Annotated in this window: 23 protein-coding genes and 1 other RNA gene; 17 read left to right on the top strand and 7 right to left on the bottom strand. The window is 65.9% G+C overall.

Going from position 1 to position 24,643, the window contains the following annotated elements; all coding sequences use genetic code 11:
• Positions 1–55 precede the first annotated feature (55 nt).
• The 4 genes from LQG66_RS19100 to LQG66_RS19085 all read left to right on the top strand — a co-directional run bounded on the left by LQG66_RS19100 (position 56) and on the right by LQG66_RS19085 (position 4,112).
• Entirely contained in the window at positions 56–1,003 is a 948-nt protein-coding gene (locus LQG66_RS19100; protein ID WP_231317237.1) for a hypothetical protein, read from the top strand.
• A gap of 1,399 nt (positions 1,004–2,402) precedes the next feature.
• Positions 2,403–2,564: non-coding RNA, 6S RNA (ssrS, locus tag LQG66_RS19095), on the top strand.
• Between the two features lie 140 nt (positions 2,565–2,704).
• Positions 2,705–3,286 (top strand): 5-formyltetrahydrofolate cyclo-ligase, encoded by a 582-nt coding sequence (locus LQG66_RS19090; RefSeq protein ID WP_231327852.1) that lies wholly within the window; start codon positions 2,705–2,707, stop codon positions 3,284–3,286.
• Between the two features lies 1 nt (position 3,287).
• Positions 3,288–4,112 (top strand): TIGR00282 family metallophosphoesterase, encoded by an 825-nt coding sequence (locus LQG66_RS19085; protein ID WP_231317236.1) that lies wholly within the window; start codon positions 3,288–3,290, stop codon positions 4,110–4,112.
• 9 nt (positions 4,113–4,121) lie between these two features.
• On the opposite strand, the gene LQG66_RS19080 is transcribed toward LQG66_RS19085, so the two are convergent.
• The gene (locus LQG66_RS19080; protein WP_231317235.1) at positions 4,122–5,552 is read right to left on the bottom strand and encodes a methyl-accepting chemotaxis protein; all 1,431 of its coding nucleotides are present in this window, start codon (positions 5,550–5,552) and stop codon (positions 4,122–4,124) included.
• Positions 5,553–5,609: 57 nt separating this feature from the next.
• Entirely contained in the window at positions 5,610–7,361 is a 1,752-nt protein-coding gene (locus LQG66_RS19075; RefSeq protein ID WP_231327851.1) for a methyl-accepting chemotaxis protein, read from the bottom strand.
• Between the two features lie 228 nt (positions 7,362–7,589).
• Here LQG66_RS19075 and LQG66_RS19070 point away from each other — a divergent pair, with 228 nt between their 5' ends.
• The 7 genes from LQG66_RS19070 (at position 7,590) to ybgC (ending at position 12,598) form a co-directional block, all read left to right on the top strand.
• Positions 7,590–8,336: a YebC/PmpR family DNA-binding transcriptional regulator gene (locus LQG66_RS19070; RefSeq protein WP_231317234.1), complete on the top strand. Its 747-nt coding sequence runs from the start codon at positions 7,590–7,592 to the stop codon at positions 8,334–8,336.
• Positions 8,337–8,420: 84 nt separating this feature from the next.
• A complete protein-coding gene (ruvC, locus tag LQG66_RS19065) occupies positions 8,421–8,948 on the top strand; it encodes a crossover junction endodeoxyribonuclease RuvC (protein ID WP_231317233.1) in 528 nt (175 codons plus the stop codon).
• On the top strand, positions 8,945–9,562 hold the full coding sequence (ruvA, locus tag LQG66_RS19060) for a Holliday junction branch migration protein RuvA (protein ID WP_231317232.1): 618 nt from the start codon (positions 8,945–8,947) through the stop codon (positions 9,560–9,562). Before ruvC ends, ruvA begins: the two co-directional genes overlap by 4 nt.
• Before the next feature lie 46 nt (positions 9,563–9,608).
• On the top strand, positions 9,609–10,028 hold the full coding sequence (locus tag LQG66_RS19055; protein ID WP_231317231.1) for a cytidine deaminase: 420 nt from the start codon (positions 9,609–9,611) through the stop codon (positions 10,026–10,028).
• A complete protein-coding gene (gene ruvB / locus LQG66_RS19050; protein WP_231317230.1) occupies positions 10,025–11,071 on the top strand; it encodes a Holliday junction branch migration DNA helicase RuvB in 1,047 nt (348 codons plus the stop codon). The genes LQG66_RS19055 and ruvB overlap by 4 nt, the downstream gene beginning before the upstream one ends.
• A gap of 83 nt (positions 11,072–11,154) precedes the next feature.
• Positions 11,155–12,075: a metallophosphoesterase gene (locus LQG66_RS19045; RefSeq protein WP_231317229.1), complete on the top strand. Its 921-nt coding sequence runs from the start codon at positions 11,155–11,157 to the stop codon at positions 12,073–12,075.
• A gap of 73 nt (positions 12,076–12,148) precedes the next feature.
• Positions 12,149–12,598, top strand: a complete 450-nt coding sequence (gene ybgC, locus LQG66_RS19040) for a tol-pal system-associated acyl-CoA thioesterase (protein ID WP_231317228.1) — start codon at positions 12,149–12,151, stop codon at positions 12,596–12,598.
• Positions 12,599–12,638: 40 nt separating this feature from the next.
• Here ybgC and proA read toward each other — a convergent pair whose 3' ends face one another.
• A complete protein-coding gene (gene proA, locus LQG66_RS19035; protein ID WP_231317227.1) occupies positions 12,639–17,363 on the bottom strand; it encodes an anti-phage protein ProA in 4,725 nt (1,574 codons plus the stop codon).
• Between the two features lie 111 nt (positions 17,364–17,474).
• Positions 17,475–18,119, bottom strand: a complete 645-nt coding sequence (locus LQG66_RS19030) for a glutathione binding-like protein (protein WP_231317226.1) — start codon at positions 18,117–18,119, stop codon at positions 17,475–17,477.
• A 92-nt stretch (positions 18,120–18,211) separates the two neighbouring features.
• On the opposite strand from LQG66_RS19030, the gene LQG66_RS19025 reads away from it, so the two are divergent.
• Entirely contained in the window at positions 18,212–18,877 is a 666-nt protein-coding gene (locus LQG66_RS19025; RefSeq protein ID WP_231317225.1) for a TetR/AcrR family transcriptional regulator, read from the top strand.
• Between the two features lie 4 nt (positions 18,878–18,881).
• Here LQG66_RS19025 and LQG66_RS19020 read toward each other — a convergent pair whose 3' ends face one another.
• A complete protein-coding gene (locus LQG66_RS19020) occupies positions 18,882–19,847 on the bottom strand; it encodes a 2-hydroxyacid dehydrogenase (RefSeq protein ID WP_231317224.1) in 966 nt (321 codons plus the stop codon).
• A 90-nt stretch (positions 19,848–19,937) separates the two neighbouring features.
• Here LQG66_RS19020 and LQG66_RS19015 point away from each other — a divergent pair, with 90 nt between their 5' ends.
• From LQG66_RS19015 to LQG66_RS18995, 5 genes are all read left to right on the top strand, one after another.
• A complete protein-coding gene (locus LQG66_RS19015; protein WP_231317223.1) occupies positions 19,938–20,273 on the top strand; it encodes a hypothetical protein in 336 nt (111 codons plus the stop codon).
• A 101-nt stretch (positions 20,274–20,374) separates the two neighbouring features.
• Positions 20,375–20,743: a YciI family protein gene (locus LQG66_RS19010; RefSeq protein WP_231317222.1), complete on the top strand. Its 369-nt coding sequence runs from the start codon at positions 20,375–20,377 to the stop codon at positions 20,741–20,743.
• Entirely contained in the window at positions 20,740–22,011 is a 1,272-nt protein-coding gene (locus LQG66_RS19005) for an RNA polymerase sigma factor (protein ID WP_231317221.1), read from the top strand. Before LQG66_RS19010 ends, LQG66_RS19005 begins: the two co-directional genes overlap by 4 nt.
• A gap of 117 nt (positions 22,012–22,128) precedes the next feature.
• Positions 22,129–22,542 (top strand): DoxX family protein, encoded by a 414-nt coding sequence (locus LQG66_RS19000; RefSeq protein WP_231317220.1) that lies wholly within the window; start codon positions 22,129–22,131, stop codon positions 22,540–22,542.
• Positions 22,543–22,572: 30 nt separating this feature from the next.
• Positions 22,573–22,986 (top strand): VOC family protein, encoded by a 414-nt coding sequence (locus LQG66_RS18995; protein WP_231327850.1) that lies wholly within the window; start codon positions 22,573–22,575, stop codon positions 22,984–22,986.
• Between the two features lie 4 nt (positions 22,987–22,990).
• Here the strand turns inward: LQG66_RS18995 and LQG66_RS18990 are convergent, their stop codons facing one another.
• Complete coding sequence (locus LQG66_RS18990; protein WP_231317219.1) at positions 22,991–23,437, bottom strand: hypothetical protein; 447 nt, start codon at positions 23,435–23,437, stop codon at positions 22,991–22,993.
• 4 nt (positions 23,438–23,441) lie between these two features.
• Positions 23,442–24,242: an SDR family NAD(P)-dependent oxidoreductase gene (locus tag LQG66_RS18985; RefSeq protein WP_231317218.1), complete on the bottom strand. Its 801-nt coding sequence runs from the start codon at positions 24,240–24,242 to the stop codon at positions 23,442–23,444.
• Positions 24,243–24,643 lie beyond the last annotated feature (401 nt).

The following is a 24,643-nucleotide window of genomic DNA, read 5'->3' as shown; positions in this document are numbered from 1 at the left end:
GCTCAGTGCCGCCTCTTTCTGAAGGCACTGGTCCGTCGCAAGAAGGAATGACGAAGTGACCAAGCGATACGGAGAGATATATCCACCGTTCCAGGACATGGAGGCCGTATTGCAGGCGCGTCCGTCGCTGGCGCTGCACGTCCCCGATCTGGCGCGAACCATTGCCAACGAGCTGGCGCTTCGCTTCGTGGCCGGGACGCGCCGTCTGTTCTGGTGGGAGGGGCTGAAGGTCCCTTACGTGTGGGGGCGGACTGCGTCGTTCGGCGACCTGTGCGACAAGATGCGGCTGCTGTTTCCCGACCCGGACGAGGTGCTGCTCCTGTTTCCGACCAATTCGAACTACCCGCCCTGGCTGCTCTTCGAGGGCGTACGTGAAGAGGTTGTGTTCGTCATGGGCGAGAGCTTTTCGTCCGAGTTCATGATTGCACGCCGTCCATTGGACGTGATCGTCTTCGTCAACCATCACGACATCATGGTTGTTGCTGGTGCGGATGCGCGTGCCGTCGAGCGTCTCGGTTCGGCATTCCGGCGCGAAGATCCTGCCGTGGATCAGGATACGACTGCCCTGGTCAATCGATTGGATCACGATCGGCGCGCCGCAAGACGCAGCTTCGGCTCCTCCCTGATGTCGGACGCCAAGTGGTGCAGCCTATTGGTTGCCGTGCGTAGCGCAGGGCTGGATGTCAGGCAGGTCGTCGTCAAGTTCGTGGACGTGGCCGATGCGAGGCGTATCTGGCTGCCAATGCCGCATGGGCAAGCCTATGCCGACAGCCTGGAGTTGGGTCCGTTTCCCTTCGTCGGTATCGAATGGTTGGAATTTCCACACATGGCGTTGTTGGAGATTGGCAAGGACCTTCCGCCGCAGCCGCACCGGCAAGACGTGGTAGCAATCCGCGCCACGCTCGACGCGACCGGCAAGCGTTTTCCATTGGAGGAGACGCCGACAGGACTCTGTGTCATCGGTCACGCGGCCAGCGACGCCGCTCTGTCGTCCCGACCTTGACCATGACGAAGGCGGTTGTTGCAGCGAGGATCGTCTGACATCGTGAGCCATCACAACTCCCTGGAGTATGGGTCCCAGGTCGGCGCCGCGACGGCGCTTCCGCGCCGTTGCGGCTTGCCCGGGACGACAGCGGAGGGCGGAGCGAGGCATGAGACCCAACCGACGAATGGTGCGTCGTGCTGCGAACTGAGAGTTGAGGCGAGCGCACCCTGTCTCCTCCGTCATTGCGAGCGCCGCGAAGCGATCCAGAGTCTCTCCTGAGCAAAATTCTGGATTGCTTCGCGGCGCTCGCAATGACGGCGTGGTGATAGTTGCGGACCCAACGCCGGTGACGTTGCGGAGGCGGACCGACGACCTGCAGTGCGCGTTCTGGCGCGCACGATGTTCGCTGACGAAGGCGGTGCCACGGCGCAAACTTCGGCCGGCCTAGACGCGGATGATGGCGTCCCGCATCACGTCCGCTGTACGACCTCCCACTGCACGACGGGCAATCCGCGCATGTCCATCATGCGCAAACTGCCCGTCGCGTTGAGATGTCGCAGGCTGCAGGGCTTGCCGCGTCGGGCAAATCAGGCCGATCTTTCCGCTCGTCCTGCTGCCGCATGAGGGGCGTTTCGCGACCGTCACGGACCGTTGGCAGTGGGATGCGATGGGCGCGTGTCGACGCAGCGTGAGAAATCTTGCGCGGACGAACGGCGATGCACGCACGGTCAAGTCGCGTGGTCCTGACACCCCGATGCTGGTGTCCCGCGCAACGCGCGTAAGCGCGTTGTCGCGCATGGTGGCCAACAAGCCCGGCGCACCAGGGAGATCGCGAAGTACGCCGTAAAGCCGTCGCGCAGGGAAGGCCGGGCGATCCGGCTGCACCTGTGGTACCTGCCGCCTGCATTTTTTTCGCAGGCGGGCCACGGGCGTCAGCCGACGCCCGGCCTTCCCTGTGCCCTCTGCTCGCGGAGGGTGATCCAGATGAACAGCTCGGACGCGATCGGCGCCGCGAGGAGGCGATGGCATGTGTTGTCGCCGCATCCGGCCCAATGGGCGTCCGTCATGGGGATGTGAGAGATGATTGCGACAACCCTCGATATCGTCCCGGAGACGGGCGTCGTGCCGGCCGGGCCTCATGGTTCTCAACGCGATGCGAGCGCATCGCCTGAACGCGCCGGGGGCGGCGCTCCTCACCATGTGGGTTTGGGTGCTCGCCCAGAACTCAGGCCTCGTCCTCGCCCTTTCCTCCACACGACGCGGCGCGAGACAATGGACCGGCAGCCGTGGCTCGAACGCGTCCTTGACGGGCCGCATTGGCGCCCGATGCCTCACGGATCGCACGGGACAGCTGCAATTCGTCTCGATCTCGTCGCGCCCGCTGGCAAAATCACCCCGTCGTGGTTACATTGCGGTTGCGAGGCTGCGACGCGCGTCCGGAACCAACATATCCCCGGGGCCTTATCGATCCTTAAGGGAACTGTCCCTGGCCGGGTCCGTGGATCCGGACATATGGTGCCCACCTACTTTCGTAGGGAACTCCGGGATCGAGCGTTTCAACGGCGATTGCGGCTTCGCGCTTTTCTCTCGGGTCTCCCCTGGTCGGGTCTCCCCGGTCCGGTCTCGTCAAGTCTCCTCCGGTTGCCGATCTGCTGCGTTTCTGAGAACGTGCGATCGCCCGCCATCCGCGGGCTTCCAGCGGAGACACGTCGCATGCCGATGAAGGCCGCTCAGCACACCAAGCAGCAACTGCGCACCGCAGCGCTCGCCGCGCGTGACCTCCTGAGCGAGGACGAGCGCAAGGCGGCTGCTGAGACGATCGCGGCGCGCGGCCTGCCGTTAACTCTGCAGCCCGGTGCGGTGGTCTCGGGCTATGCGCCGATCCGCAGCGAGCTCGATCCGACGCCATTGATGCGCGAGCTGGCAGGGCGGGGCGCGCGGCTGGCGCTGCCGGTCGTCCTGGCGCGCGGCCATTCGCTGTCGTTCCGGGCCTGGTCGCCGGGCGATCGGCTGACGCTCGGCTCGCTCGGCATCCCCGAGCCGTCGCCGGCCGCCGCCGAGCTGGTGCCCGACATCATGCTGGTCCCGCTCGCTGCCTTCGATCGCGCCGGGCATCGCATCGGCTATGGCGGCGGCTACTACGACTACACCTTTTCGCACCTGCGGAAGGTGCATCACGTCATCGGGGTCGGCCTCGGCTTTGCCATCCAGGAGATCAAGGCTGTTCCGGCCTTGTCGCACGACGCGGTGCTCGATTATGTGCTAACCGAACGCGAGACCTTGGATTTCCGGAGCAGTTAAGTTGCGAATTCTCTTCGTCGGCGACGTGGTTGGCCGCGCCGGCCGCAGCGCCGTCTCAGACCACCTTCCAGGCCTGATCCGCGACTGGGCGCTCGATCTCGTCGTCGTCAACGGCGAGAACGCGGCCGGCGGCTTCGGCATCACCGAGGCGATCTATCAGGAGCTGATCGACGCCGGCGCCGACGCGATCACGCTCGGCAACCATTCCTGGGACCAGCGCGAAGCCTTGGTGTTCATCGAGCGCGCGCCGCGGCTGGTGCGGCCGGCCAATTATCCCCTGGGCACGCCCGGTCGGGGCGCAGCACTGGTCGAAGCCAAGAATGGCGCCCACGTGCTGGTCGTCAACGTGCTGGGACGCGTGTTCATGACCCCGTTCGACGATCCGTTTGCGGCGGTGGGGCGCGAGCTCAGCGCCTGTCCCTTGCGCGAGGCGGCGGATGCGATCGTGGTCGACGTGCATTGCGAGGCCTCCAGCGAGAAGCAGGGGCTCGGCTTTTTCTGCGACGGTCGCGCCAGCCTCGTCGTCGGCACCCACACCCACGTGCCGACCGCCGACCATCAGATCCTGCCCGGCGGCACCGCCTACATGACCGACGCCGGCATGACCGGCGACTACGACTCGATCATCGGCATGCAGAAGGACGAGCCGCTGCGCCGCTTCCAGTCGGGGATCCCGTCGGCGCGGTTCGAGCCGGCGTCGGGCGAGGCCACGCTGAGCGGGGTGGCGGTCGAGACGGATGATGGGACGGGACTGGCGGCCAAGGTCGCGCCGGTGCGCATCGGCGGCCGGCTGTCGCAGACCCGGCCGTCGTTCTGGGGCGTGTGAGAACCGGCGTCAGGTGTTGAGCCGAAAACCCATCCGGAACGCGCCCCAATGGCGGCCCTTGACGAAGATCGGCGCGGAGAGGTCCTTCATCAACACGAACTGGCCGCCGCCCATGTCGCGGCGGTAGGTCTGCAGCAGGAACGGCCGGTCGCTTGCGGCGGCGACCTTCTTCACCGCGCGATCCTCGAACAGGCGGCGGTTGCGGCAATTGGCGTTGTTCCAGACGGGGTCGGGACCCTGCGGCTTGCGGTAGTTCGGGTTGTGCGTCGGCAAATAGCCTCCGCGCGCCCAGGCGACGCAGAACGCGATGCGCGGATCGCTGCCCTGGATCGGGTCCTGGATGTCAGGCAGGACGCGGTCGGTGAACGCGACGTAGCGCGTCATGTACTGCTTGGGATTGGTGCCGGGGATCTCGCGATAGCTCTCGTCCATCAGGTCGGCGAGCGTGATCTCGCCGCGATCGACGGCGGCCTCGAAGGTCGAGGAGATCTGCCGGGCTGTTTCGATGACGGCGCGGATCAGCGGCGCATCTGTCGTCTGCACGCCGCTCTCGGCGATCAGCCCGATCAGCGCCTCGGAATGGTCGAGCAGCTTGGCGATGCGGCTGTCGGCCTGTTTCAGCTCGATCGAGGACTGGTCGACGCCCTTGGCGAGCTCAGCCAGCTCGGTGATCACGGTGTCGCAATGGGCGAGGTTGGAGGTGGCGGCCCGCGCCACGCCGTCGATCTCCTGGCCGACGCTGGTGAAGCCGTCCTGGACGCGGACGATGATGCCACCGATCTGCTGGGCACCTTCGCCCGCGGTCTTGGCGCGGGACGACGCCTGGCCGCTCTCGCCGAGCAGGCTCTTCACCTGCGAATCCAGCCCGCGCAGCGTGTCGCCGATCTGCTGCGTCGCCTGCCGTGTCGCCTCGGCGAGCGACTTCACCTCGCTCGCCACCACAGCGAAGCCGCGCCCGGCGCTGCCGGCGCGCGCGGCCTCGATCGTGGCATTCAGCGCGAGCAGATTGGTCTGCTTGGCGATGGCTTCGATCGCGACCGAGACCTTGGCGACCTGCGACAGCGCATCGCCGACCGAGCCGAGCCGCTGCTCGATGCGCTCGACCGAGTCGACCAGCTCGGTGATGTGCTGCATCGCCGCTTCCACCACGCTGCGCGACTGGGCGATGTCGCCCACGGCCGCCGATGTGGCCGATTGAACCGCTTGCGACGCGGTGGCGATGTCGCGGTTGGCCGCCACCATCGTCTTGGCCGTCGTCTGCAGATGGCCGAACCGCTGCGACTGGTAGCTGACGCGGTTGGCAACCTCCTGGACGTTGCCGGCGACGTCGGCGAGCTCGACGCCGAGCCCGCCGATGCGGTCCGCGATCTCGTCGATCAGGCGTTCGGCACCGGTGCGCGCATCGTGACTTTCCAGGATGGCGCGTTGCGCGACGGACATTTCCAGGCTCCCCGACTTGATAAGTTCGACAGGATTATTGGCAGGTCTCTGCTCGGCTCACAGCTTGTAGGCGGTGCGGAAGCCGCCCCAATGTCGCCCGCGCACGCGGATCGGCACGTCGATTTCGCGCATCATGACGGTGTTGCCGTTGCCCATGTCGCGCGCGTAGCTCTGGATCAGATAGGGGCGCTGGTTGCGGCCGGCGGCAAGCCCGGCCGGATCGTTGAAGATCCGGCGGTTGCGGCTATTGGCGGTATTGAAGGTTGTGTCGCCGGGCCGCTGCGGATGCGAATAGATCTTGTTGTGCACCGGCAGGTAGCCGTTGCGATCGATCGCGACACAGAACGCCATCCGCGCGTCCTTGACCAGGAAGGCCTCCTGGAACGGCGGCAGGGTGCGCTCGGCCCAGTCGAGAATCCGGCTGCGGTGCTGCTGCGGGTTGGTGCCGGGGATCTCGACGTAGTCGGTGTCGAACATGTCCTCCAGCGCAATTTGGCCGCGGGCGACCGCGCTCTCGAAGATCCCGTTCAACTCGGTCCCCGCCTCCATCGCGCGGGTGACGAACTCGTTGTTCTCCTCGTGGAGCGCCCAGAGCTTGTCCTCGATCTTCTCGCGCAGCTCGGCGCTGGGAGCGTCGAATCGCGCCAGGGCACCGGCCTTCACTTGTTCTGTGACGCGCAGCCGGCACGGCCCGACATCCTCCAGCACGGCCTCGAAGCGCTCGTTCACCGGCAGGCGGCTCGCGTCCGCACCGGTGATCAGCACGCCGTCGGCGGAAATCTCGTAGACCGGCGCCGTGGTGGTGCGTCCGCCGGCCTTGATCTCCAGCTTGAGATGGCAGGGCAGGCGCTCGTTGCCGCTGCGCGCGGCCCGATCGCCCTGGCGCAGCAGCACCGCGCAGCGCGCCTTCAGCTTCTGGGCGTGCATCGTCACGGCGCGGCCGGCGTTGGTGACCCGCTCGCCATAGCTTTCGGCCTGCTGGGTGGCGCTGCTGATGTCGGCTGCGCTGTCGACCACCGAGGCGATGAAGTGCGACGCCTGGGCCGCATTGCCGGACATCTCGCCGGTGGTCTGGTCCTGTTCGGCAACCGCCCCGTTGACGTTGGTGAACACCGGGCGGATCGCCTCGATCGCCTGGGCGATCCGGTGCACGGCGTCGGCCGAACCTGCGGCATCCTTCTGCAACGCCTCGATCTTGCGGGTGATCTCCTCGGTCGCGTTCTGGGTCTGCACGGCCAGCGCCTTGACCTCGGTCGCGACCACGGCAAAGCCGCGTCCTGCCTCACCGGCCCGCGCCGCCTCGATGGTCGAATTGAGCGCGAGCAAGGTGGTCTGGCGGGCGATCTGGGAGATCAGGTTGACGACGTTGCCAATCGCCGCCGACGATTCGCGCAAGCGGTCGACATTGGCACGGGCCTCCCGGGCGGCGGTGCTGGCCGCATCGGCGAGCTGCCCGGCGTCCTGAACCTGGGTGCGAATGCCGTGCGCCGACTGGGTCACCTTCTCCGCCGCGTGCGCAAAGGTCGCGGCTGCGCTCTGGGCAGCGCTGCTGCGGCCGCTCAGCGCCTCGGCGCGCTGGCGGATGTCCGTCAACGTTCCGGCGGTTGCCTCGGCGCCGCTGGACACTGCGTTCGCTGCGCGTTCGAGCTGGCGGATCATGCCGCCGAGCTCCAGCTCCAGCAGGTCGAGAATGGCCTTCGCCGAATCGGCGTCCGAGGCCGCCGGCGGCTCGGGCGCAGCGACCGGCTTGGCCTCGACCGCGGGGGCGGGCGCAGCTGCATGTCGTCTTGCAAAGAAGCCAAGCGCCATGGGGGCGACCCAGGTCCGAGTGAGTTGAAAAGGTGCAAATCGCCCGGCATCCTTGCACCTGACAGTGAAGCCATGGTTAACTTTTGCCTTATGGTGCAGGGCAGCCCGAGGGAACTCCAAGGATGCGCGCTCCCCTTGAAACCACCCCAAATCTTTGATTTTGACGCTCCCGCAGCCTATAAGGCCGCGCTTCCCCCACTGACCTCAGACGATTGCAAGAGACTTCGCATGGCCGGCCATTCCCAATTCAAGAACATCATGCATCGCAAGGGCCGGCAGGACGCGATGAAGTCCAAGCTGTTCGGCAAGCTGGCCCGCGAAATTACGGTGTCGGCCAAGCTGGGCACGCCCGATCCGGCGATGAATCCGCGCCTGCGTGCCGCCGTGGTCGCGGCCCGCGCCGAGAACATGCCGAAGGACAATATCGAGCGCGCCATCAAGAAGGCGTTGGGCGGCGAGGGCGACAACTATGACGAGATCCGCTACGAGGGCTACGGCCCGGGCGGCGTCGCCGTCATCGTCGAGGCGCTGACCGACAACCGCAACCGCGCCGCCTCCGACATCCGCTCCTACTTCACCAAGTCCGGCGGCAATCTCGGCGAGACCGGCTCGGTATCGTTCATGTTCGACCGCCTCGGCATCATCGAATACGACCACGCCGTCGCCTCCGATGACGGCATGCTCGACGCGGCCATCGAGGCCGGTGCCGACGATGTGCTCTCGAGCGAGAGCGGCCACGAGGTCTACGCCTCGCAGGAGAATTTTCGCGAGGTCGCCAAGAACCTGGAGGCCAAGTTCGGCGAGCCGCGCAAGGCGGCGCTGACCTGGAAGCCGCAGAACACGGTCGCGGTCGACGACGAGACCGGCGAGAAGCTGTTGAAGCTGATGGACCTGCTCAACGAGCACGACGACGTCCAGAACGTCTACGCCAATTTCGAGATTTCCGACGCGTTGATGGCGAAGATGGGCGGTTGACGGACGCTTAACCACGTCGCCGCGCCGGGGGACGGCTGTTCCGTTTATGTTTCCCCGAGGGCGGCGCGAGGCTATCTCTATCCCATGAAAGCCCAGCCGATTCGCGCAGCCGTCCGCATCATAGGGATCGATCCCGGCCTCCGCCGCACCGGCTGGGGCGTGATCGAGAGCGAGGGCAACCGGCTGATCTATGTCGGCTGCGGCTCGGTCGAGCCGCCCGATGATCTTCCGCTGGCGAGCCGCCTGCTGGCGATCCATGAGGGGCTTTCGGCCGTGCTCGGCCGCTTTTCGCCGATGGAGGCGGCCGTCGAGCAGACCTTCGTCAACAAGGATGGCGTCGCCACGCTGAAGCTCGGCCAGGCCCGCGGCATCGCGATGCTGGCGCCGGCGATGTTCGGGATTTCGGTGGCCGAGTACGCCCCCAACCAGGTCAAGAAGACCGTGGTCGGCGCCGGCCACGCCGACAAGGGCCAGATCGCGGTGATGCTGAAGATCCTGCTGCCCAAGGCCGATCCGCCGTCGGCCGATGCGGCCGATGCGCTCGCCATCGCCATCACCCATGCGCATCACCGCCAGGGCACCGCGCTGCGCATGAAGGTGGCCGGGCTATGATCGGCAAGCTCAAGGGGCTGATCGACTCCACCAGCGAGGATTTCGTGATCCTCGACGTCGGTGGCGTCGGCTACCAGGTGCATTGCTCGGCGCGCACGCTGCAGGCCTTGCCGTCGCCGGGTGAAGCCGCCACATTGTCGATCGAGACTTATGTGCGCGAGGACCAGATCAAGCTGTTCGGTTTTCGCTCGGATGTCGAACGGGAATGGTTTCGCCTTTTGCAGACCGTGCAGGGCGTCGGCGCCAAGGTCGCCCTCGCCGTGCTCGGCACCTTGCCGCCGGCAGATCTCGCCAATGCGATCGCGTTGCGCGACAAGGCCGCGGTGGCACGCACGCCGGGCGTTGGTCCCAAGGTCGCCGAGCGCATCGTGACCGAGCTGAAGGACAAGGCGCCGGCCTTCGCCAACGTCGATCCCGGCGCGGTGCGGCTGTCTGGAGCCATCGAGGAGTCCCGCGCGCCGCAGCCGGTGGCGGACGCGATCTCCGCTCTCATCAATCTCGGCTATGGCCAGCCGCAGGCGGCGGCGGCGATCGCCGCCGCGTCGCGCGCCGCCGGCGACAAGGCCGAAACTGCGCAACTCATCCGCCTCGGCCTCAAAGAGCTGGCCAAATAGGTTATCGTCGTCCGGCCGGGCGAGCAGAAGGACATCCGTTTCCCCCATGGTGAGCAAGAAGGACAAGGAGCTGATCGCGGCGGCGGCATCAGCGGTGAAGAGCCGCTATCGCAACGATTGGCAGGAGGTCGGCGCGGCCATGCGCACCCGCGACGGGCGCATCATCACCGGTGTCAACATCGACGCCTATCTCGGCCGCAACGCCGTCTGCGCCGAGGCGATCGCGATCGGCCGGGCCATCACTGAGCATGGTGATCACGGCATCGAGACCATCGTGGCGGTGCGCCATCCCAAGCCCGGCGAGCCGGGCGAGGTTGCGGTGGTCTCGCCCTGCGGCACCTGCCGCGAGTTGATCCACGACTACGATGCGAAGGCGCGCGTCATCGTGCCGTCGAACGGCAAGGGGCCTGCGGCGGTGACCATCGGCGAGCTGCTGCCGAACAAATACCGGCGCGGCAACGAATGAAGCCGCCCGCGCGCATGGTCAGCCCGGAGCGCCGCTCCGACGATGTCGGCGACACCGCGCTGCGTCCGCAGCAGCTCTCGGAGTTCGTCGGCCAGCAGCAGGCGCGCGCCAATCTCTCGATCTTCATCGAGGCGGCGCGCAAGCGCGGCGAGGCGCTCGACCATGTGCTGTTCGTGGGTCCTCCCGGCCTTGGTAAGACCACCTTGGCCCAGATCGTAGCGCGCGAGCTCGGCGTCGGCTTTCGCGCCACGTCGGGTCCGGTCATCGCCAAGGCCGGCGATCTCGCGGCTCTCCTGACCAACCTCGAAGAGCGCGACGTGCTGTTCATCGACGAGATCCATCGTCTGAGCCCAGCCGTCGAGGAGGTGCTCTATCCGGCGATGGAGGATTTCCAGCTCGATCTCATCATCGGCGAGGGCCCGGCGGCGCGCTCGGTCAAGATCGATCTGTCGAAATTCACCCTGGTCGGCGCCACCACGCGCGCGGGCCTGCTGACCAATCCCTTGCGCGACCGTTTCGGCATTCCGATCCGGCTGAACTTCTACACGGTCGAGGAGCTGGAGGGCATCGTCACGCGCGGCGCCCGCGTGCTCGGGATCGGCATGACCGCTGACGGTGCCAACGAGATCGCGCGCCGCGCCCGCGGTACGCCACGCATCGCTGGCCGCCTGCTGCGCCGGGTGCGTGACTTCGCGTCCGCCGCCGATGCGGCCGCCATCGACCGCGCCATCGCCGATCATGCGCTAAGCGCGCTGGAGGTCGATGCCGCAGGCCTCGATGCGATGGATCGGCGTTATCTCACGACCATCGCGCTGAACTATGGCGGCGGACCGGTCGGCGTCGAGACTATGGCCGCGGCGCTGTCGGAGCCGCGCGACGCGATCGAGGACATCATCGAGCCGTATCTGATCCAGTGCGGCTATCTGCAGCGCACCCCGCGCGGCCGGCTGCTGACCTCGCACGCCTTTCGTCACCTCGGCATGGCCGAGCCGAACCGCGATGCCAGCCAGTTCGGCCTGTTCGGCAATGAGGACGACGCTTAACGAATCTGCTGACAATCTGCACGGACCCACCCGAAATCGGTTGCAATGATCGGCGAAACGGATTGCGTGCGAGGAGTTTGCCCATGCTGTCACGCCGTCGCTTTCTCTCATTCTCCGGCGGTCTTGCCGCGACCGGTTTTTCCACCGCGACCTATGGCGTCGGCGTTGAGCCGCTCCGGCTCAGCGTCACCGACTATCATGTTCGTCCGCGCAACTGGCCAGCCGGCCTGACACTGAAGATCGCCGCGATCGCGGACATCCACGCCTGCGATCCCTGGATGTCGCTCGCGCATATCGAAACGATCGTCGGGCGAACCAACGCGCTGCAGCCGGATCTGATCGTCCTGCTCGGCGACTACGTCGTCGGTCATCGCCATCACATCGGGCGCATTGACGCTGCAGCGTGGGCGCCGGTGCTGGCTGGATTGAAAGCGCCGCTGGGTGTTCACGCCATTCTCGGCAATCACGACTACTGGGATGATCGAACCGTGCAGCGCGATGGCCACGGAGCGCCGGTGGCTCAGAAGGCGCTCGAAGCGGTTGGCATTCCCGTCTACGAGAACGACGTCGTGCGTCTCACCAGGGATGGCCATGCATTCTGGCTCGCAGGCCTTGGCGATCAGCTGGCCTACATGCCTGCCCGCCGGTTCCGACCGGTGCCACGAATCGGCGTCGACGATCTCGCTGGTGTGCTGCGGAAAGTGACGGACCATGCGCCGGTCATCCTGCTCGCGCATGAGCCGGACGTCGCGCTGCGCGTGCCGGCGCGGGTGTCGCTGCAGCTGTCCGGCCATACCCATGGCGGCCAAGTCCGGCTGCTGGGTTGGTCGCCGGCTGTTCCGACCCGCAACGGCGTCAATCTTGCCTATGGTCACATCCGCACGCAATGTGACGTCATCGTCTCCGGCGGGCTCGGATGCAGCATCATGCCGGTGCGGATCGGCATGCCGCCGGAGATCGTGCTGGTGAGCGTCGGCGGGGAACCGATGGAGGCCACTTCGTAGTTTACCCTGGCGCTTGCGCGAGCCGCGGAATTGGGCGAAACGACCGCCATTCCCGGCAACCGAGGGCCATCCGGTGACCCATCAACATCTCGACGGCGAGATCCGCGACGGCCACCACCACATGCAGGTCCGCGTCTATTACGAGGACACGGATTTTTCCGGCATCGTCTATCACGCCAACTATCTCCGCTTCATGGAGCGCGGCCGCACCAACCATCTGCGGCTGATGGGCGCCGAGCAGCATGCGCTGTTCGCCCAGGCCGAAAGCGAAGCGCCGGGCTTCGCCTTCGTGGTGCGCTCGATGACGCTCGATTTTCTCCGTCCGGCGCGCATGGACGATGTGCTGGACGTGGTCACGTGGCCGATCGCGGTCAAGGGCGCATCGATCACGCTGGCCCAGGAAGTCCGCCGTGGCGAGGACGTGCTGGTGAAGGCCGATGTGCGCGTCGCCTTCGTCAGCAGCGGCCGGGCGCATCCGATTCCGAAAGCGCTGCGCGATCTGTTCAAGGCCGACCTGGCTTAGTGACGGACGATCGGCGCGCGCCGGGCAGCAGTGCCTGCCCTCACAGGCCGTCGGCGAGCGGCGCTTCCTGAGGCTTGGTGACCAGTTCTCCCTCCCGGCGCAGCAGGCCATCGTCGAGGAGCTCGGTGAGGCAGCCCCGAACGGCTTCGCGCAACTGCGCGCTCGTCGCTCCGAAGCCGAACAGGCGGGCGACCGCCTGGATCAACTGGTCCTCCTCGGCGCCGTAGTTCTGCTCCACCACCCGAATCATCGCGATCTTGATTTCTTCCGGCGGCAGCATCTCGGGCTTCCGCAGCGTCTGCGATTGCACGTTCTCACGGCTTCGCACGGCCAGAGTCTGGCCGGGGACGGCGTAGAACGGGCCTCCCGAGATTTGTCCCTTCGCAGCGGCGGATGTCAGCGCCGCCCGCACCGCGTCGCGAATGCGGTTGCCGGCGCGGGCGAGGCCCCACGACGATCTGATCCGGACGATGATCTCCGATTCATGGATGGGGCCTTCGACCGTGACGATCTCGACGATGTGCCGCGTCATGTCGGCAAGCGAGGTCTCGTGCGGCTCGATCTCCCGGCGCACGCGCAGTTTGGCTTCCTCGTAAGCGACCACCGTCGGCGCCTGCGGGGCTACCGCTGCGGTGCTGCCTATGGTCTCCTCCTGTGCGGGCGCATCGCTCCGTTCTGGAGGTTCAGGAGGCGCTGCGACCGCGCCTTCGTCGACCTCCCGCCAGTGCATCTTCGCCTCCTCGATCGCACGGACGACCTTATCGGTTTCCTCCTTGGGCCGCAGAAACCAGTCCGTCGACCAGATGCGATGCAGCACCCAGCCATGCGCCTCAAGGACGTTCTGTCTGAGGCGATCGCGGTCTCGCGCGGAGCGTGACGCGTGATATGGGGCGCCATCGCATTCGATGCCGAGCAGAAAGCGGCCGGGCTTGTCGGGATCGACGACGGCGAGGTCGACGAAGAAACCGGCTGTGCCGATCTGGGTCTTGACGTCGTGGCCGAGCGCTCGCAGCCGTGCTGCGACCTGCTCCTCGAAGATGGAATCCGGATCCCGCCCGGTTTCCTGCGCGATGCCGAGCTGTCCGGTCTGCGCGAAGGTCAGGAACGTCTTGAGCGCCGCGATGCCTCGGCCCTTGGCGCGCGACAGATCGATGTCGTCGCCGGTGATCGAGGAAAACACCTCGCATCGGAGCTTCGCGCGCGAGATCAGGACGTTCAGGCGGCGTTCTCCCCCGTCGGAGTTGAGAGGGCCGAAGCTCATCGACACGAAGCCGTCCTTGGTTCGTCCATATCCCATGGAGATGAAGATGACGTCGCGCTCGTCGCCCTGGATGTTCTCGAGGTTCTTGACGAAGAACGGCTCGCTCGTGCCGCGCACGAAGAAGTCCTCGGTCTCCGGCCGCTCCTTGCGCAGCAGTTCGAGCTCGTCCTGGATCGCCTGACGCTGTGCCACCGAAAAGGTTGCGACCCCGAGGCTCCGCTCCGGCGTCTCGCGCGCATGGCGCATGACCGCCTCGGCCACGAGTCGTGCTTCCCGGGGATTGGTGCGGCTGTTGCCGCGATCATAATGCGCATCGGGGTTGTAGTTGAATTTCAGTCCCATGCCGGCGACCGCGTCATACGGGCTCGGCACGATGAACAGCCGGTTGTCGTAGAACTGCTTGTTGGAGACGGCGATCAGCGACTGGTGCTTGCTGCGGTAGTGCCAGTTGAGCATCCGATGCGGGACGCCCTTGGCCAGACAGAGGTCGAGAATGCTTTCGGCATCCTTGACCTGAAAGGTCGGCTGGTCTTCGTCATCGCCGTCGTCGTCGTTGCCCGTCAACTTCGCAAAGAAGCGCGTCGGCGGCAATTGGCGCTCGTCGCCGACCACCACCATCTGCCTGCAGCGCGCGACGGCGCCGAGCGCATCGACCGGCTCGATCTGCGAGGCCTCATCGACGACGAGCAGATCGAAGGCGATGGCGCCGGGCTTGAGGAACTGGGCCACCGACAACGGGCTCATCAGGAAGATCGGCTTGATCTGCTGGATGACGGGGCCGGCGCGCTCCAGAAGCTGGCGGATCGGCAGATGATTGCGCTTCTTGGCGAGCTCGCCGTTCAGGACGCCGAGCGGGCCGATGCCGCCGCCGTTGCGTGGCAGCGCCGAGGCATGCTCATGGGCGATCTGGTCGCGGGCCAGCCGCATGCGCTCGATATCGAGTTTACAGAATCCTTCGACGAGCCGGCTATGCGACTCTCCATCGAAGCGCTTCAGCTCCGGATGGTCAGCGAAGATCACGCTGCGCATGGCTTCGTAATAGGACCTGTCGAACGTCTCTTCCAGCGCGCTGTCCGGCAGCGAGCCGTCGAGTGCGACATCGACCAGTGCCGCGAGACCATCCGCGCGTGCGAGGCGGACCCGTTCCATGAACGCGATCCAGCGGGTGAGGCGCTCGGTCGAATTCCGCCACTCCGACAGGGTCTGCAACAGTTCGCCGAACCGAATCCGATTGCCGGTGTCGAGCGGAATGCGGCTAGGTTCGAGATGCAGAAAGTCGATGAGCCGCTGCAGACCGGATTTCGTGCTCGCGAGATCGCTTTTCAATCGTTCGATCGATTGTCGATCGTCTGCCGACAGCGTCAAACGCGTCAGACGCTCCCGCGTCGCATCGTCCGCAAACTGTTTCGGAAAGGCTCCCCACCAGCCCGTGAACCTCGAAAGTAACTCCCAATCCGACTGGTCCTTTTGCCATGAGGTTCCGAAGGCTGTGCTGCCTGCGGCCTGGACGTCATCGAAGGATCGGCGCGCGGCTTGCGCGGCCATGAGCCCGTCGATCAGCAAAAGCCGCTGCTCGAGCGATTTCGGCATCGGCACTTTCAGGTAGGAGTTCAGCAGCGCCATCTGCTCGCGATAGCGCGAGCTCAGCATGCGCAACCAGGAGCGGCCTTTCTCCGCGATCACTTTGCGGCATTCGGCGACCGATGCATCCCAGGCGGAATCCACGAACGCGGATTCGAAAGCCGCTTTCAGTTTCGAGTAGCGGAGTCCCTTGTCGATGATGTCGGCGACCTCGGCACCGCGGCTCCAGATCGGATCGCGAAATGCAGCCCGGTCGCAGTCCGGCATCGCGGCAGCCGCTTCCGCGAAGGCCAGGATGTCGGTTGCGCCGCCAAGGGTTGCGGGCGCCGGCAGGTCGAACAGGCCGCTCACTTTGGCTGCGCCTGTTGAGACACGGGTGAGGGCCTGCGAGACGCTGTCCATGGATTTCTGCAGCTCGGCCATTTCGGCAGGATCGAGCGCCTCCCGGCCGACACCGCGCCACGGATGGAGGTGAGGCGGTCCGTCTGATGCAATCCGCGCGGCCAGCTCTGCAACCAGCTCTCGGCGCCGTTCCAGGTCCAAAGGAGACCATGATGGCGCGCCCAGCAATGGGAGAGCTGGTCGCGTCGACGCCTCCCAGCAACGCACGAGATGGCCGAGCAGCCTGAACGGCGTCAGTTGGCTCGGTTGATGCGGCTGATGCATCATTTCAGCGTGCCGATTGAGGCTGTCGCGGCTCTCGGTCAGGCGCTGCACCAGCGTCGCATCGCCGCGAGGTGCAGGGATCGCAGCCGATTTGCAGCGCCTCAGCTCCTCGAGCAGAACGCGCTTGTTCGCCTTGTTCGAATGCAGCTCGAGTGCGAGCGAACCGAGACCGACGTCTTTCAGCCGACGATGCACGACGTCCAGCGCCGCCATCTTCTCAGCGACGAAGAGCACGGTTTTCCCCTCGGCTGCAGCTGACGCGATGATGTTGGTGATGGTCTGCGACTTGCCGGTGCCCGGTGGTCCCTTGACGACGAGGTCGCGTCCCCGGACCACTTCCTCGATCACCACGGCCTGTGACGAATCGGCATCGACGACGTGGTTCATCGCGATCGGCTGAATCACAGCGTCGATCTTGCCGTCGTCGGCCACAATCGGCTCGGATCCCTCGAAACCGTCCTGTAGCAGCGCTGCGATCAGCGGATGCTGGTCGAGGCCGCCATCCGCGGGCCAGTTCTCGGGATCCAGATCGCGATACATCAGGAACTTGGAGAACGAGAAGAACCCGAGCACCATCGCGTCCGGGTTCACCGTCCAGCGCGTCTTGCCGGCGACGGTGTCGGCAATTCCGCTCATATAGGCGGCAAGATCGACATCGTCCTCGTCGCCGAAGTCCTCGACCTTCAATCCGAATTCGGCGTCGAGCTTCGCCTGGAGGGAGAGATTGGGAGAAGGCGGCTCGGCGCGCGAGACGAGATGGAAGCGGTCGGCGGCGCTGTTGCGTTCGAGACGAACGGGCAGGAGGATCAGCGGCGCAATGCGCTCGACGTCCGATTTATCGTCCTCGAACCATTTGAGCAGTCCGAAGGCGAGATAGAGAATATTGACGCCCTGTTCTTCTTCCAGGGTTCTGGCATCGTACCAGATATCCAGGAGCCGCTTTTGCAGCGCCTCATTGACCAGCTTCGTCTGCAGCCGCGTGTCTGGCTGCCGCGCCGGCGCTGCGGCATCGTCGTCATGCTCGGAAGGACGCGCTCGTCGCGGGCGGCCCTCCTTCGGTTCCAGCGGGAGCGATGGCTCGTCCTCGATCGCCGCCGCTAGAAACGTGAAGCGCTTGCCTTCGCCCAGCAACTCGAAGACTCGGGCAGAGCGGTCGCCGACGATCTCGACGGTGCGGACGTTCTTGGTCTTGAGCGGAAGGTGCACGAGCCGGTTCCGCGTGCCCAGGTCGAGCAGCGTGCGTCGGTCCGCCAGCAATCGGTCTCGTACGGATGTCCCTTGCAAAGCAGCCCCCTGGTTGGACCGAGGATTGCAACCTGCAATCGCTTCGGTCAAGCAGGGGGCGGCTCTTTGTCTGGCCGGCCGCGGCTACGCTGCTGCCTTGTGTCGCGCGAGCTCGGCCTTGTAGAGCTGGAACTCCTCGGCAATGGCTTTGGCAATGGATGCACGCGCGCGCAGCCGCTCGTAATAGGCCTTCAGCGCCGGCCATTTCGCGAGTTCGATCGGCGGCGTTGCCATCGTCCAGTTGATCACCGTAACGAGATAGGCGTCGGCAACGCTGAAATGGTCGAGCAGATACTCACGGCCGCGGAGATGGTTGTCGAGATAGTCGAGGCGCGACAGGTTCTTCTTCAAGACATGCGTCTTCATGTCGTCCGGCGCGGTCTTGTCGAGGATCGGAATGAAGAGTCCCTTGTGCAGCTCAGTGCCGATGAAGCAGAGCCATTGCTGCAGCCGGCTGCGGTCCATGCCGGGGCCAGTGCCGAGCTTCGCCTCCGCGAACCGCTCGGCGACATATTGGAGGATCGCGGCATTCTCGGTCAGCAGGTCACCGTTGTCGGTGCGTAGCGTCGGAACAAGACCGAGCGGATTGACGGCGCGGAAGTCTGATCCATCGTTGAGGACGATCTTGGTCTTGGGATCGACCTCGAGATAATTCGCCTCCGCGCCGGCTTCATAGAGCGCGATGCGGGTGGCGAGCGAGCAGGCGAGCGGTGAGAAATAGAGGTCCATGAACGTCTCCTCCTGTTGCTCCGGTCCGGAGCTTTGATTGATTTTTATACTGTCTTGCATAATATGGGGCTGGTCAAGGAATTGATTGCGAAATGGTACAAAAAAAGAAGGGCCCGCCCGGCGTGCCATCCGAGACGCCTGCCGAGGCCGCAGAACCGAAGCGGCGCGGCCGGCCGCGCGCCTACGAGCCCGAGGTGGCGCTCGGCAAGGCGCTCGATCTTTTCAGAGCGACCGGTTTTGCCGCGACCTCGCTCGACGATCTCAGTGCAGCCACCGGCATGAACCGGCCGAGCCTCTATGGCGCGTTCGGCGACAAGCGCGAGCTCTACATCAAGAGCTATCAGCGCTATCGCGACAACGCCCGTGCCGCGCTCGGCGAGATCTTCCGTCAGGACTGGCCGGTCCGCAAACGGCTCGAGCGGATCTATGCCGCTGCCCTCGACATCTATCTCTCCGGCGAGGACGGACCGCGCGGCTGCTTCACGGTCACGACTGCCGGCTCGGAGGCGATCGCGGATCCCGACATCCGCGCCATGGTGCAGAACGCGCTGACCGAGCTCGACAAGGCGTTCGCGCATGGCTTCCGCCTCGCCAAGGAGAAGGGCGAGCTGCCCGGCGACGCCAATCCCGTCATGCTGGCGCAGCTGGCATCGGCGACGATCCACTCCATCGCGATCCGCGCCCGCGCGCGGGCGTCGCGCAAGGAGCTGGAGGCGATCGTCGCAGGGGCGATCGATCTGATGGTGGGCGGCAAATAACGCTTCAGTACCCCCTGACGCGATCGACCAGGTTGCGCAACGTGCCGCCTGCTTCGAATTGCGCGATCTGCTCGGCGACATAGCGCGAGATCGCGTCGGCATCGGTGTCGGCCGCATTGTGCGGGGTCAGGACGACCTTCGGATGGGTCCAGAAGGCGCTGTCGGCCGGCAGCGGCTCCTGGCCGAACACGTCGAGCGACACCGAGCCGAGGGTACCGTCGTCGAGGCAGGCGAGGATGTCGGCCTCGTTCTGCAGGCCGCCGCGTCCGGCGTTGATCATGACCGGCGCGCCGAGCGGCGAGCTGCGCCGGAGCTTCGCGAACATCTTGCGGTCGAGAACGCCTCGGGTATCCGGCGTCAGCGGCAGCAGCGACACCAGGATGTCGGTCCGCGCCAGGAATGCGTCGAGCTGCGCCGCGCCATGGAAGCATTCGATGCCCTCGGCCTGCTTGGCGCTGCGGCTCCAGCCGGCAACCTGGAAGCCCAGGCGCTTGAGCACCTCGGCGGCGTCGAGACCCAAGGTGCCCAGCCCGAGAATGCCGACGCCGATCGCGGCCGCTGGCCATTGGTACTTCGGCGCCCAGCGCTTCAGGCGCTGCGACTCGCGCAGATACAGCTCCTGACGATGATGCATCAGCACGTGCAGCACGACATATTCGGTCATCCGCGCCGTGAGATCGTCGACTGCGACCCGGACCAGCGGCACGCCGGGCAGGGTCTTGTCGGCCATCAGCGCGTCGACGCCGGCGCCGAGATTGAAGATCACGCGCAGGTTCGGAAAGCCAGCGAGTTCGCCGGGGACCGGCTTCCACACCGCGGCATAGCGGACATCGGCCGGGTCGAGCCCGGCATCGGGCAGCAGCACCACGGAGCGGTCGCCGCAGACGTCGTCGAAGCGCGCCTTCCAGCGCTGCGGCGACCAGTTGTCGGTGCCGCCATGGATCAGGAGCGCCAGCGCGCCTTTGGTCATCGGATGGTCCTCGGAGCTTAAGTGACCTGCCCCACATACCAGATCGTACGGGCAGGCCAATCTCCGGTCATCAACACAGGAGACATCGTCATGCGCAAACTGCTTCTCGCCACAGCTTTCGTCATCGCATCCGCCGCGATCCAGGCCCAGGCCCAGGCCCAGACCGTCGACGTCGGCTCGATCCTGTCGGCCAACGGCATTTCCATCGGCAAGGGCGGCGGGCAGCCGCAGGCCGGCGGCCAGCAGCAGGGCGGTAACGCGCCGTCCGTCATGGCGCAGGGCGCGGGCAACCAGGGTGACCAGAGCGCCGCAGGGCAAGGGCAGGGCCAGTCGCAGCGGCAGGCGGGGCGTGCCAAGCAGCCGCGCGAGAGCGCCCAGGAGACGCGGGCGCGGAAAATCGCCGCCAAATACGGCATCTCCTGGTAGGCAGGATTATTCCTGCCGGCGGAACTCGCGAAAAATTCTTCGTGGGCCTGTCGGCCGAAGGCATACTCCGCCGTCTTGATGATGGATGGAGATGTGTTCCGATGCTGTACGCGCTGCTTTGCTATCACGACGAGGATTTCGTCTGCTCCTGGAGCAAGGACCAGGATGAAGCGGTCATGGCCAAGCTTGCCGTCGTGCAGGAGAAGCTTGCCAAGCAGGGACGGCTCGGACCGGTGGCCCGGCTGCTGCCGACCACGGCCGCCACGACCCTGCGCAAGGACGATCCGCCGTTGGTGGTCGATGGTCCCTATGCCGAGACCAAGGAGCAGTTGCTCGGCTTCTATCTCGTCGATTGCAACAATCTCGACGAGGCGGTCGAGGTCGCGCGCGAACTCGGCGAGGCCAATCCGGGCGGCTCCTACGAGATCCGTCCCGTCGGTACGTTCAGGCCCGGCGGAGCGCTGGCATGACAGATGCGGCCTGGATCGATGCGGCCCTGACATCAGCGCGTCCCCAGGCCGTCGGCGCGCTGCTGCGCTATTTCCGCGATCTCGACACGGCCGAGGAGGCGTTCCAGAACGCCTGCCTGCGTGCGCTGAAGAGCTGGCCGCAGAACGGGCCGCCGCGGGATCCCGCGGCGTGGCTGATCATGGTCGGCCGCAACGCCGCGATCGACGATGTCCGGCGCGGCCGCCGCGAGCAGCCGCTCCCGGACGACGAAGCCATCTCCGATCTCGATGATGCCGAGAGCGCACTCGCCGACCGGCTCGACGGCTCGCATTATCGCGACGACATCCTCAGGCTGTTGTTCATCTGCTGCCACAAGGAACTGCCGGCGACGCAGCAGATCGCACTGGCGCTGCGCGTGGTCTCCGGGCTGACGGTGAAGCAGATCTCGCGCGCCTTCCTGGTCAGCGAGGCCGCGATGGAGCAGCGCATCACGCGCGCCAAGGCACGCGTCGCGCAGGCCGACGTGCCGTTCGAGACCCCGGGCGCGGTCGAGCGCTCCGAGCGCCTGGTGGCGGTCGCCGCCATGATCTATCTGATCTTCAACGAGGGCTATTCGGCCAGCGGCGAGACCGCCGAGCTGCGCAAGCCGCTGTCGGAGGAGGCGATCCGGCTGGCGCGGCTGCTGCTGCGGCTGTTCCCGGGCGAACCGGAGATCATGGGGCTGACGGCGCTGCTCCTGCTGCAGCATGCACGGATCGCGGCGCGCTTCGATGCCGAGGGATCGCTAATCCTCCTGGAAGATCAGGATCGCTCGCTCTGGAACGAGCCGATGATCGCGGAGGGGCTTGCGCTGATCGACAAGGCGATGCGCCATCGCCGCAGCGGGCCCTACCAGATCCAGGCGGCGATCGCGGCGCTGCATGCGCGTGCCGCTCGGCCTGAGGACACCGATTGGACGCAGATCGACCTGCTCTATGGCGCGCTCGAAGTCGTGCAGCCCTCGCCGGTCGTGACGCTCAACCGCGCCGTGGCGACCTCCAAGGTCAGAGGTGCGCAGGCGGCGCTCGACATGATCGCGCCGCTGGAGACGCGGCTCGCCAACTACTTCTATTTCTTCGGCGTGCGTGGCGCGCTGCTGATGCAGCTCGGGCGCAATGACGAGGCGCGCACAGCCTTTGACCGTGCCATCGCGCTGGCGCACAGCTCGGCGGAGGCCGCGCACATCCGTATGCAGCTCGACCGTCTGATGCGGGACGGTGCGACGGCGACGGCCCAGGCGGGACGATGAACCGTGGCCCGATGCGCTCGGGCCACGGCCGACGATCGGCCCGGAATTTTTAGCACTGCTGTCGGCTGCGTGATCCTTCGTTCGTCCTTGGAGCAGCATCACGAAGAGGAGTTGGAGATGTCGATGGTCACGTTGGATGCGCCGGTCTCGCGCGCCGAATTGTGGAGCGGTCGCGCCCTGAGCGGGCTGGTGACCCTGTTCCTGGTGTTCGATGGCGCGATCAAGCTCGTTCCACTCGGCGTCGTCACTCAGACCCTGGACCAGATAGGCTACGGCGCGAGTGATTCCACGGCGCGCGCGCTCGGCCTCATCACGCTTCTCTGCACCGTGCTCTATGCGTTTCCGCCGACGTCCTTCGTCGGTGCGATCCTGCTCACCGGCTATCTCGGCGGCGCCATCGCGTCGCATGTCCGCATCGGCAGTCCGTTGTTCAGCCACGTGCTGTTCGGCCTCTATCTCGGGCTGATGGTGTGGGGCGGCTTGTGGCTGCGCGACCGCCGCCTGCGCGCGCTGCTGCCGCAGCTCCGCTGACGCATGACCTTTTCAACCAAGGAGGAAGCGATGATCTGTCCCTATCTCACCTTCAACGGCGACTGCGAGCAGGCTCTCAAGCACTACGGCGACGCGCTCGGCGCCAAGATCGACATGATGATGCGCTACGGCGAGGCTCCGCCGGAGATGCCTTCTGCACCGGAGCACAAGGACAGGATCATGCACGTCCGTTTCTCGATCGGAGGTGATGTCGTCATGGCCTCCGATTCGCCGCCCGCATATTATCAAGGGAAGCCACACGGAATCTCGGTCTCGCTTCAGATCACGGACGTCGTCGAGGCCGAGCGCAAGTTCCACGCGCTGCTCGAATGCGGCAGCGTCACCATGCCGTTCGGCAAGACGTTCTGGTCCAAGGGCTTCGGCATGGGCGTCGATCGCTTCGGGATTCCCTGGATGATCAATTGCCCGGCCGACGGCTACTGATCGGCTATCGGCACGACGCGTACATCGCCTTCAGGTCGCGTCCACGCAGCACGAGAAGCCGCGACGTCAGTCCGCCGCGGTGCTCGATCCAGCTGCGCACCGGCGCCGGGTAGGTGCGCAGCACGATCTGCGAAGCCTCCGGCTCCGCATACGTGCGGCCGCGCCGATCGACCGAGCGTGCGGCGTGGAAGCCGAGGGTGGCTCGCCGCGTCACGCAGATGCGATCCTCCGGCACGACGCTCAGCACCAGCGTGCAGGCCGACAGGCATGGGCCGTCGATGATCACGCGCTCGCCGGAGGCGCGCACCTTCTCGAACAGTTCGAGGAACGGCCCGACCTCGCCGCCGGGCGAGGAGATGATGCGGACGTCGGCGCGCGCCAGCATCGTCGCGATCACCCACAGCGCGACCGCGAGCAGCAAGGTCAGGATGATGCGCATCCGGCTCGGCATCGTCTCATGCGTTCCCGCGTTGACCACGCAAGGTCGGCAGTCCGATTCCGGCGGCATCGAAGCCGCCGTCCACGGCCAGGACCTGGCCTGTAATGTAGCTCGATCGCTCGGAGCTGAGGAAGAAGATGGCTTCCGCCAGCTCCTCTTCAAGGCCGTAGCGGTTGAGCGGAATGGCGTCGTGATAGTCGGCGCGGATCTCCGGCGTGTGCACCGCCTTGGCCATCGCCGTCTCGACCGGCCCGGGCGCCACGGCGTTGACGCGGATGCCGGCGGACGCGAGCTCGACCGCAAGCTGCTTGGTCAGATGCGCGAGCGCCGCCTTGCTGGTGCCGTAGGCCGAGCGCAGCGTGGAGGCGCGCACGGCCGAAATCGATGTGATGTTGACGATGGCGCCGCCATGCTCGCGCATCAGGGGCACCGCGGCCCGCGTGCATAGAAACGGCCCCGTCAGATTGACGTCGAGGATGCGCTGCCAGTCGGTTTCGCTGGTTTCCATGATCGGCGCGAAGCGTGCAACGCCGGCATTGTTGACCAGCGCATCGAGGCGGCCGAACCGGTTTGTGAGACTTTCCAGCGCGTCTGCCACCATCGCCGCATCGGAGACGTCGCAATGCAGCGCCAGCGTCCGCTCGGAACAGTTGAGAGCGGACGTCGCGTCGTCCAGCAGATTCTTTTCGATGTCGAGCAGGGCCACGCGCCAGCCCTCGTCGAGGAATCTCTTGGCGGTCGCAAGCCCGATGCCGCGCGCCGCCCCAGTGATCAGCGCGACCTTTTCGTTCAACACCGTCGTCGATGATTCCGTCACGGCAGTCGACTCCTCCGGCCGGCGGCCCGGCTCTTTAGTATATCGTCAATATATCGTCGTCCTAACACGCACGGCGTGGAACAGCTGTGAAGGCCGTCACAATTGTCAGTGTGCGTTCAATCGGCAGATCCGCGAACAGGGGGAGGGCAACGAAGTTCAGGGCCCTTGTCAAACAACCAAAAGTAGTAAGTGACGCATCGGTTCGCGTTCTCGCGGCGCAGCAGCGCCCGAGTTTTGCTTGATTTCGTGTCCCTCGCTGGCCGGAGGGCGCAGGGAAGACCGGGAGCTCGCCGCCCCCATGGCCCCCGTGCGAAAAAATGCACGGGGCAGGAACCACAGGTTCGGCTGGGACATCCCGGCCTTCCCTGCACGATGGTCTGACGGCTTATACGCGCTCTCCC

It is taken from the genome of Bradyrhizobium ontarionense (assembly GCF_021088345.1).
GTDB classification, from domain to species: Bacteria; Pseudomonadota; Alphaproteobacteria; order Rhizobiales; family Xanthobacteraceae; genus Bradyrhizobium; species Bradyrhizobium ontarionense.
Note: the sequence above shows the minus strand (reverse complement) of the source record. Positions and strands in the feature narration are given on the sequence as shown.

What these genes read in the sequence shown, in the direction of transcription:
- LQG66_RS19090 (WP_231327852.1), top strand. Translation starts at nt 2,705, where the DNA reads ATGAAGGCCGCTCAGCACACCAAGCAGCAACTGCGCACCGCAGCGCTC.
- LQG66_RS19080 (WP_231317235.1), bottom strand. Translation starts at nt 5,552, where the DNA reads ATGTCCGTCGCGCAACGCGCCATCCTGGAAAGTCACGATGCGCGCACC.
- LQG66_RS19075 (WP_231327851.1), bottom strand. Translation starts at nt 7,361, where the DNA reads ATGGCGCTTGGCTTCTTTGCAAGACGACATGCAGCTGCGCCCGCCCCC.
- LQG66_RS19070 (WP_231317234.1), top strand. Translation starts at nt 7,590, where the DNA reads ATGGCCGGCCATTCCCAATTCAAGAACATCATGCATCGCAAGGGCCGG.
- ruvC (WP_231317233.1), top strand. Translation starts at nt 8,421, where the DNA reads ATGAAAGCCCAGCCGATTCGCGCAGCCGTCCGCATCATAGGGATCGAT.
- ruvA (WP_231317232.1), top strand. Translation starts at nt 8,945, where the DNA reads ATGATCGGCAAGCTCAAGGGGCTGATCGACTCCACCAGCGAGGATTTC.
- LQG66_RS19055 (WP_231317231.1), top strand. Translation starts at nt 9,609, where the DNA reads ATGGTGAGCAAGAAGGACAAGGAGCTGATCGCGGCGGCGGCATCAGCG.
- ruvB (WP_231317230.1), top strand. Translation starts at nt 10,025, where the DNA reads ATGAAGCCGCCCGCGCGCATGGTCAGCCCGGAGCGCCGCTCCGACGAT.
- LQG66_RS19045 (WP_231317229.1), top strand. Translation starts at nt 11,155, where the DNA reads ATGCTGTCACGCCGTCGCTTTCTCTCATTCTCCGGCGGTCTTGCCGCG.
- LQG66_RS19030 (WP_231317226.1), bottom strand. Translation starts at nt 18,119, where the DNA reads ATGGACCTCTATTTCTCACCGCTCGCCTGCTCGCTCGCCACCCGCATC.
- LQG66_RS19025 (WP_231317225.1), top strand. Translation starts at nt 18,212, where the DNA reads ATGGTACAAAAAAAGAAGGGCCCGCCCGGCGTGCCATCCGAGACGCCT.
- LQG66_RS19020 (WP_231317224.1), bottom strand. Translation starts at nt 19,847, where the DNA reads ATGACCAAAGGCGCGCTGGCGCTCCTGATCCATGGCGGCACCGACAAC.
- LQG66_RS19015 (WP_231317223.1), top strand. Translation starts at nt 19,938, where the DNA reads ATGCGCAAACTGCTTCTCGCCACAGCTTTCGTCATCGCATCCGCCGCG.
- LQG66_RS19010 (WP_231317222.1), top strand. Translation starts at nt 20,375, where the DNA reads ATGCTGTACGCGCTGCTTTGCTATCACGACGAGGATTTCGTCTGCTCC.
- LQG66_RS19005 (WP_231317221.1), top strand. Translation starts at nt 20,740, where the DNA reads ATGACAGATGCGGCCTGGATCGATGCGGCCCTGACATCAGCGCGTCCC.
- LQG66_RS19000 (WP_231317220.1), top strand. Translation starts at nt 22,129, where the DNA reads ATGTCGATGGTCACGTTGGATGCGCCGGTCTCGCGCGCCGAATTGTGG.
- LQG66_RS18995 (WP_231327850.1), top strand. Translation starts at nt 22,573, where the DNA reads ATGATCTGTCCCTATCTCACCTTCAACGGCGACTGCGAGCAGGCTCTC.
- LQG66_RS18990 (WP_231317219.1), bottom strand. Translation starts at nt 23,437, where the DNA reads ATGCCGAGCCGGATGCGCATCATCCTGACCTTGCTGCTCGCGGTCGCG.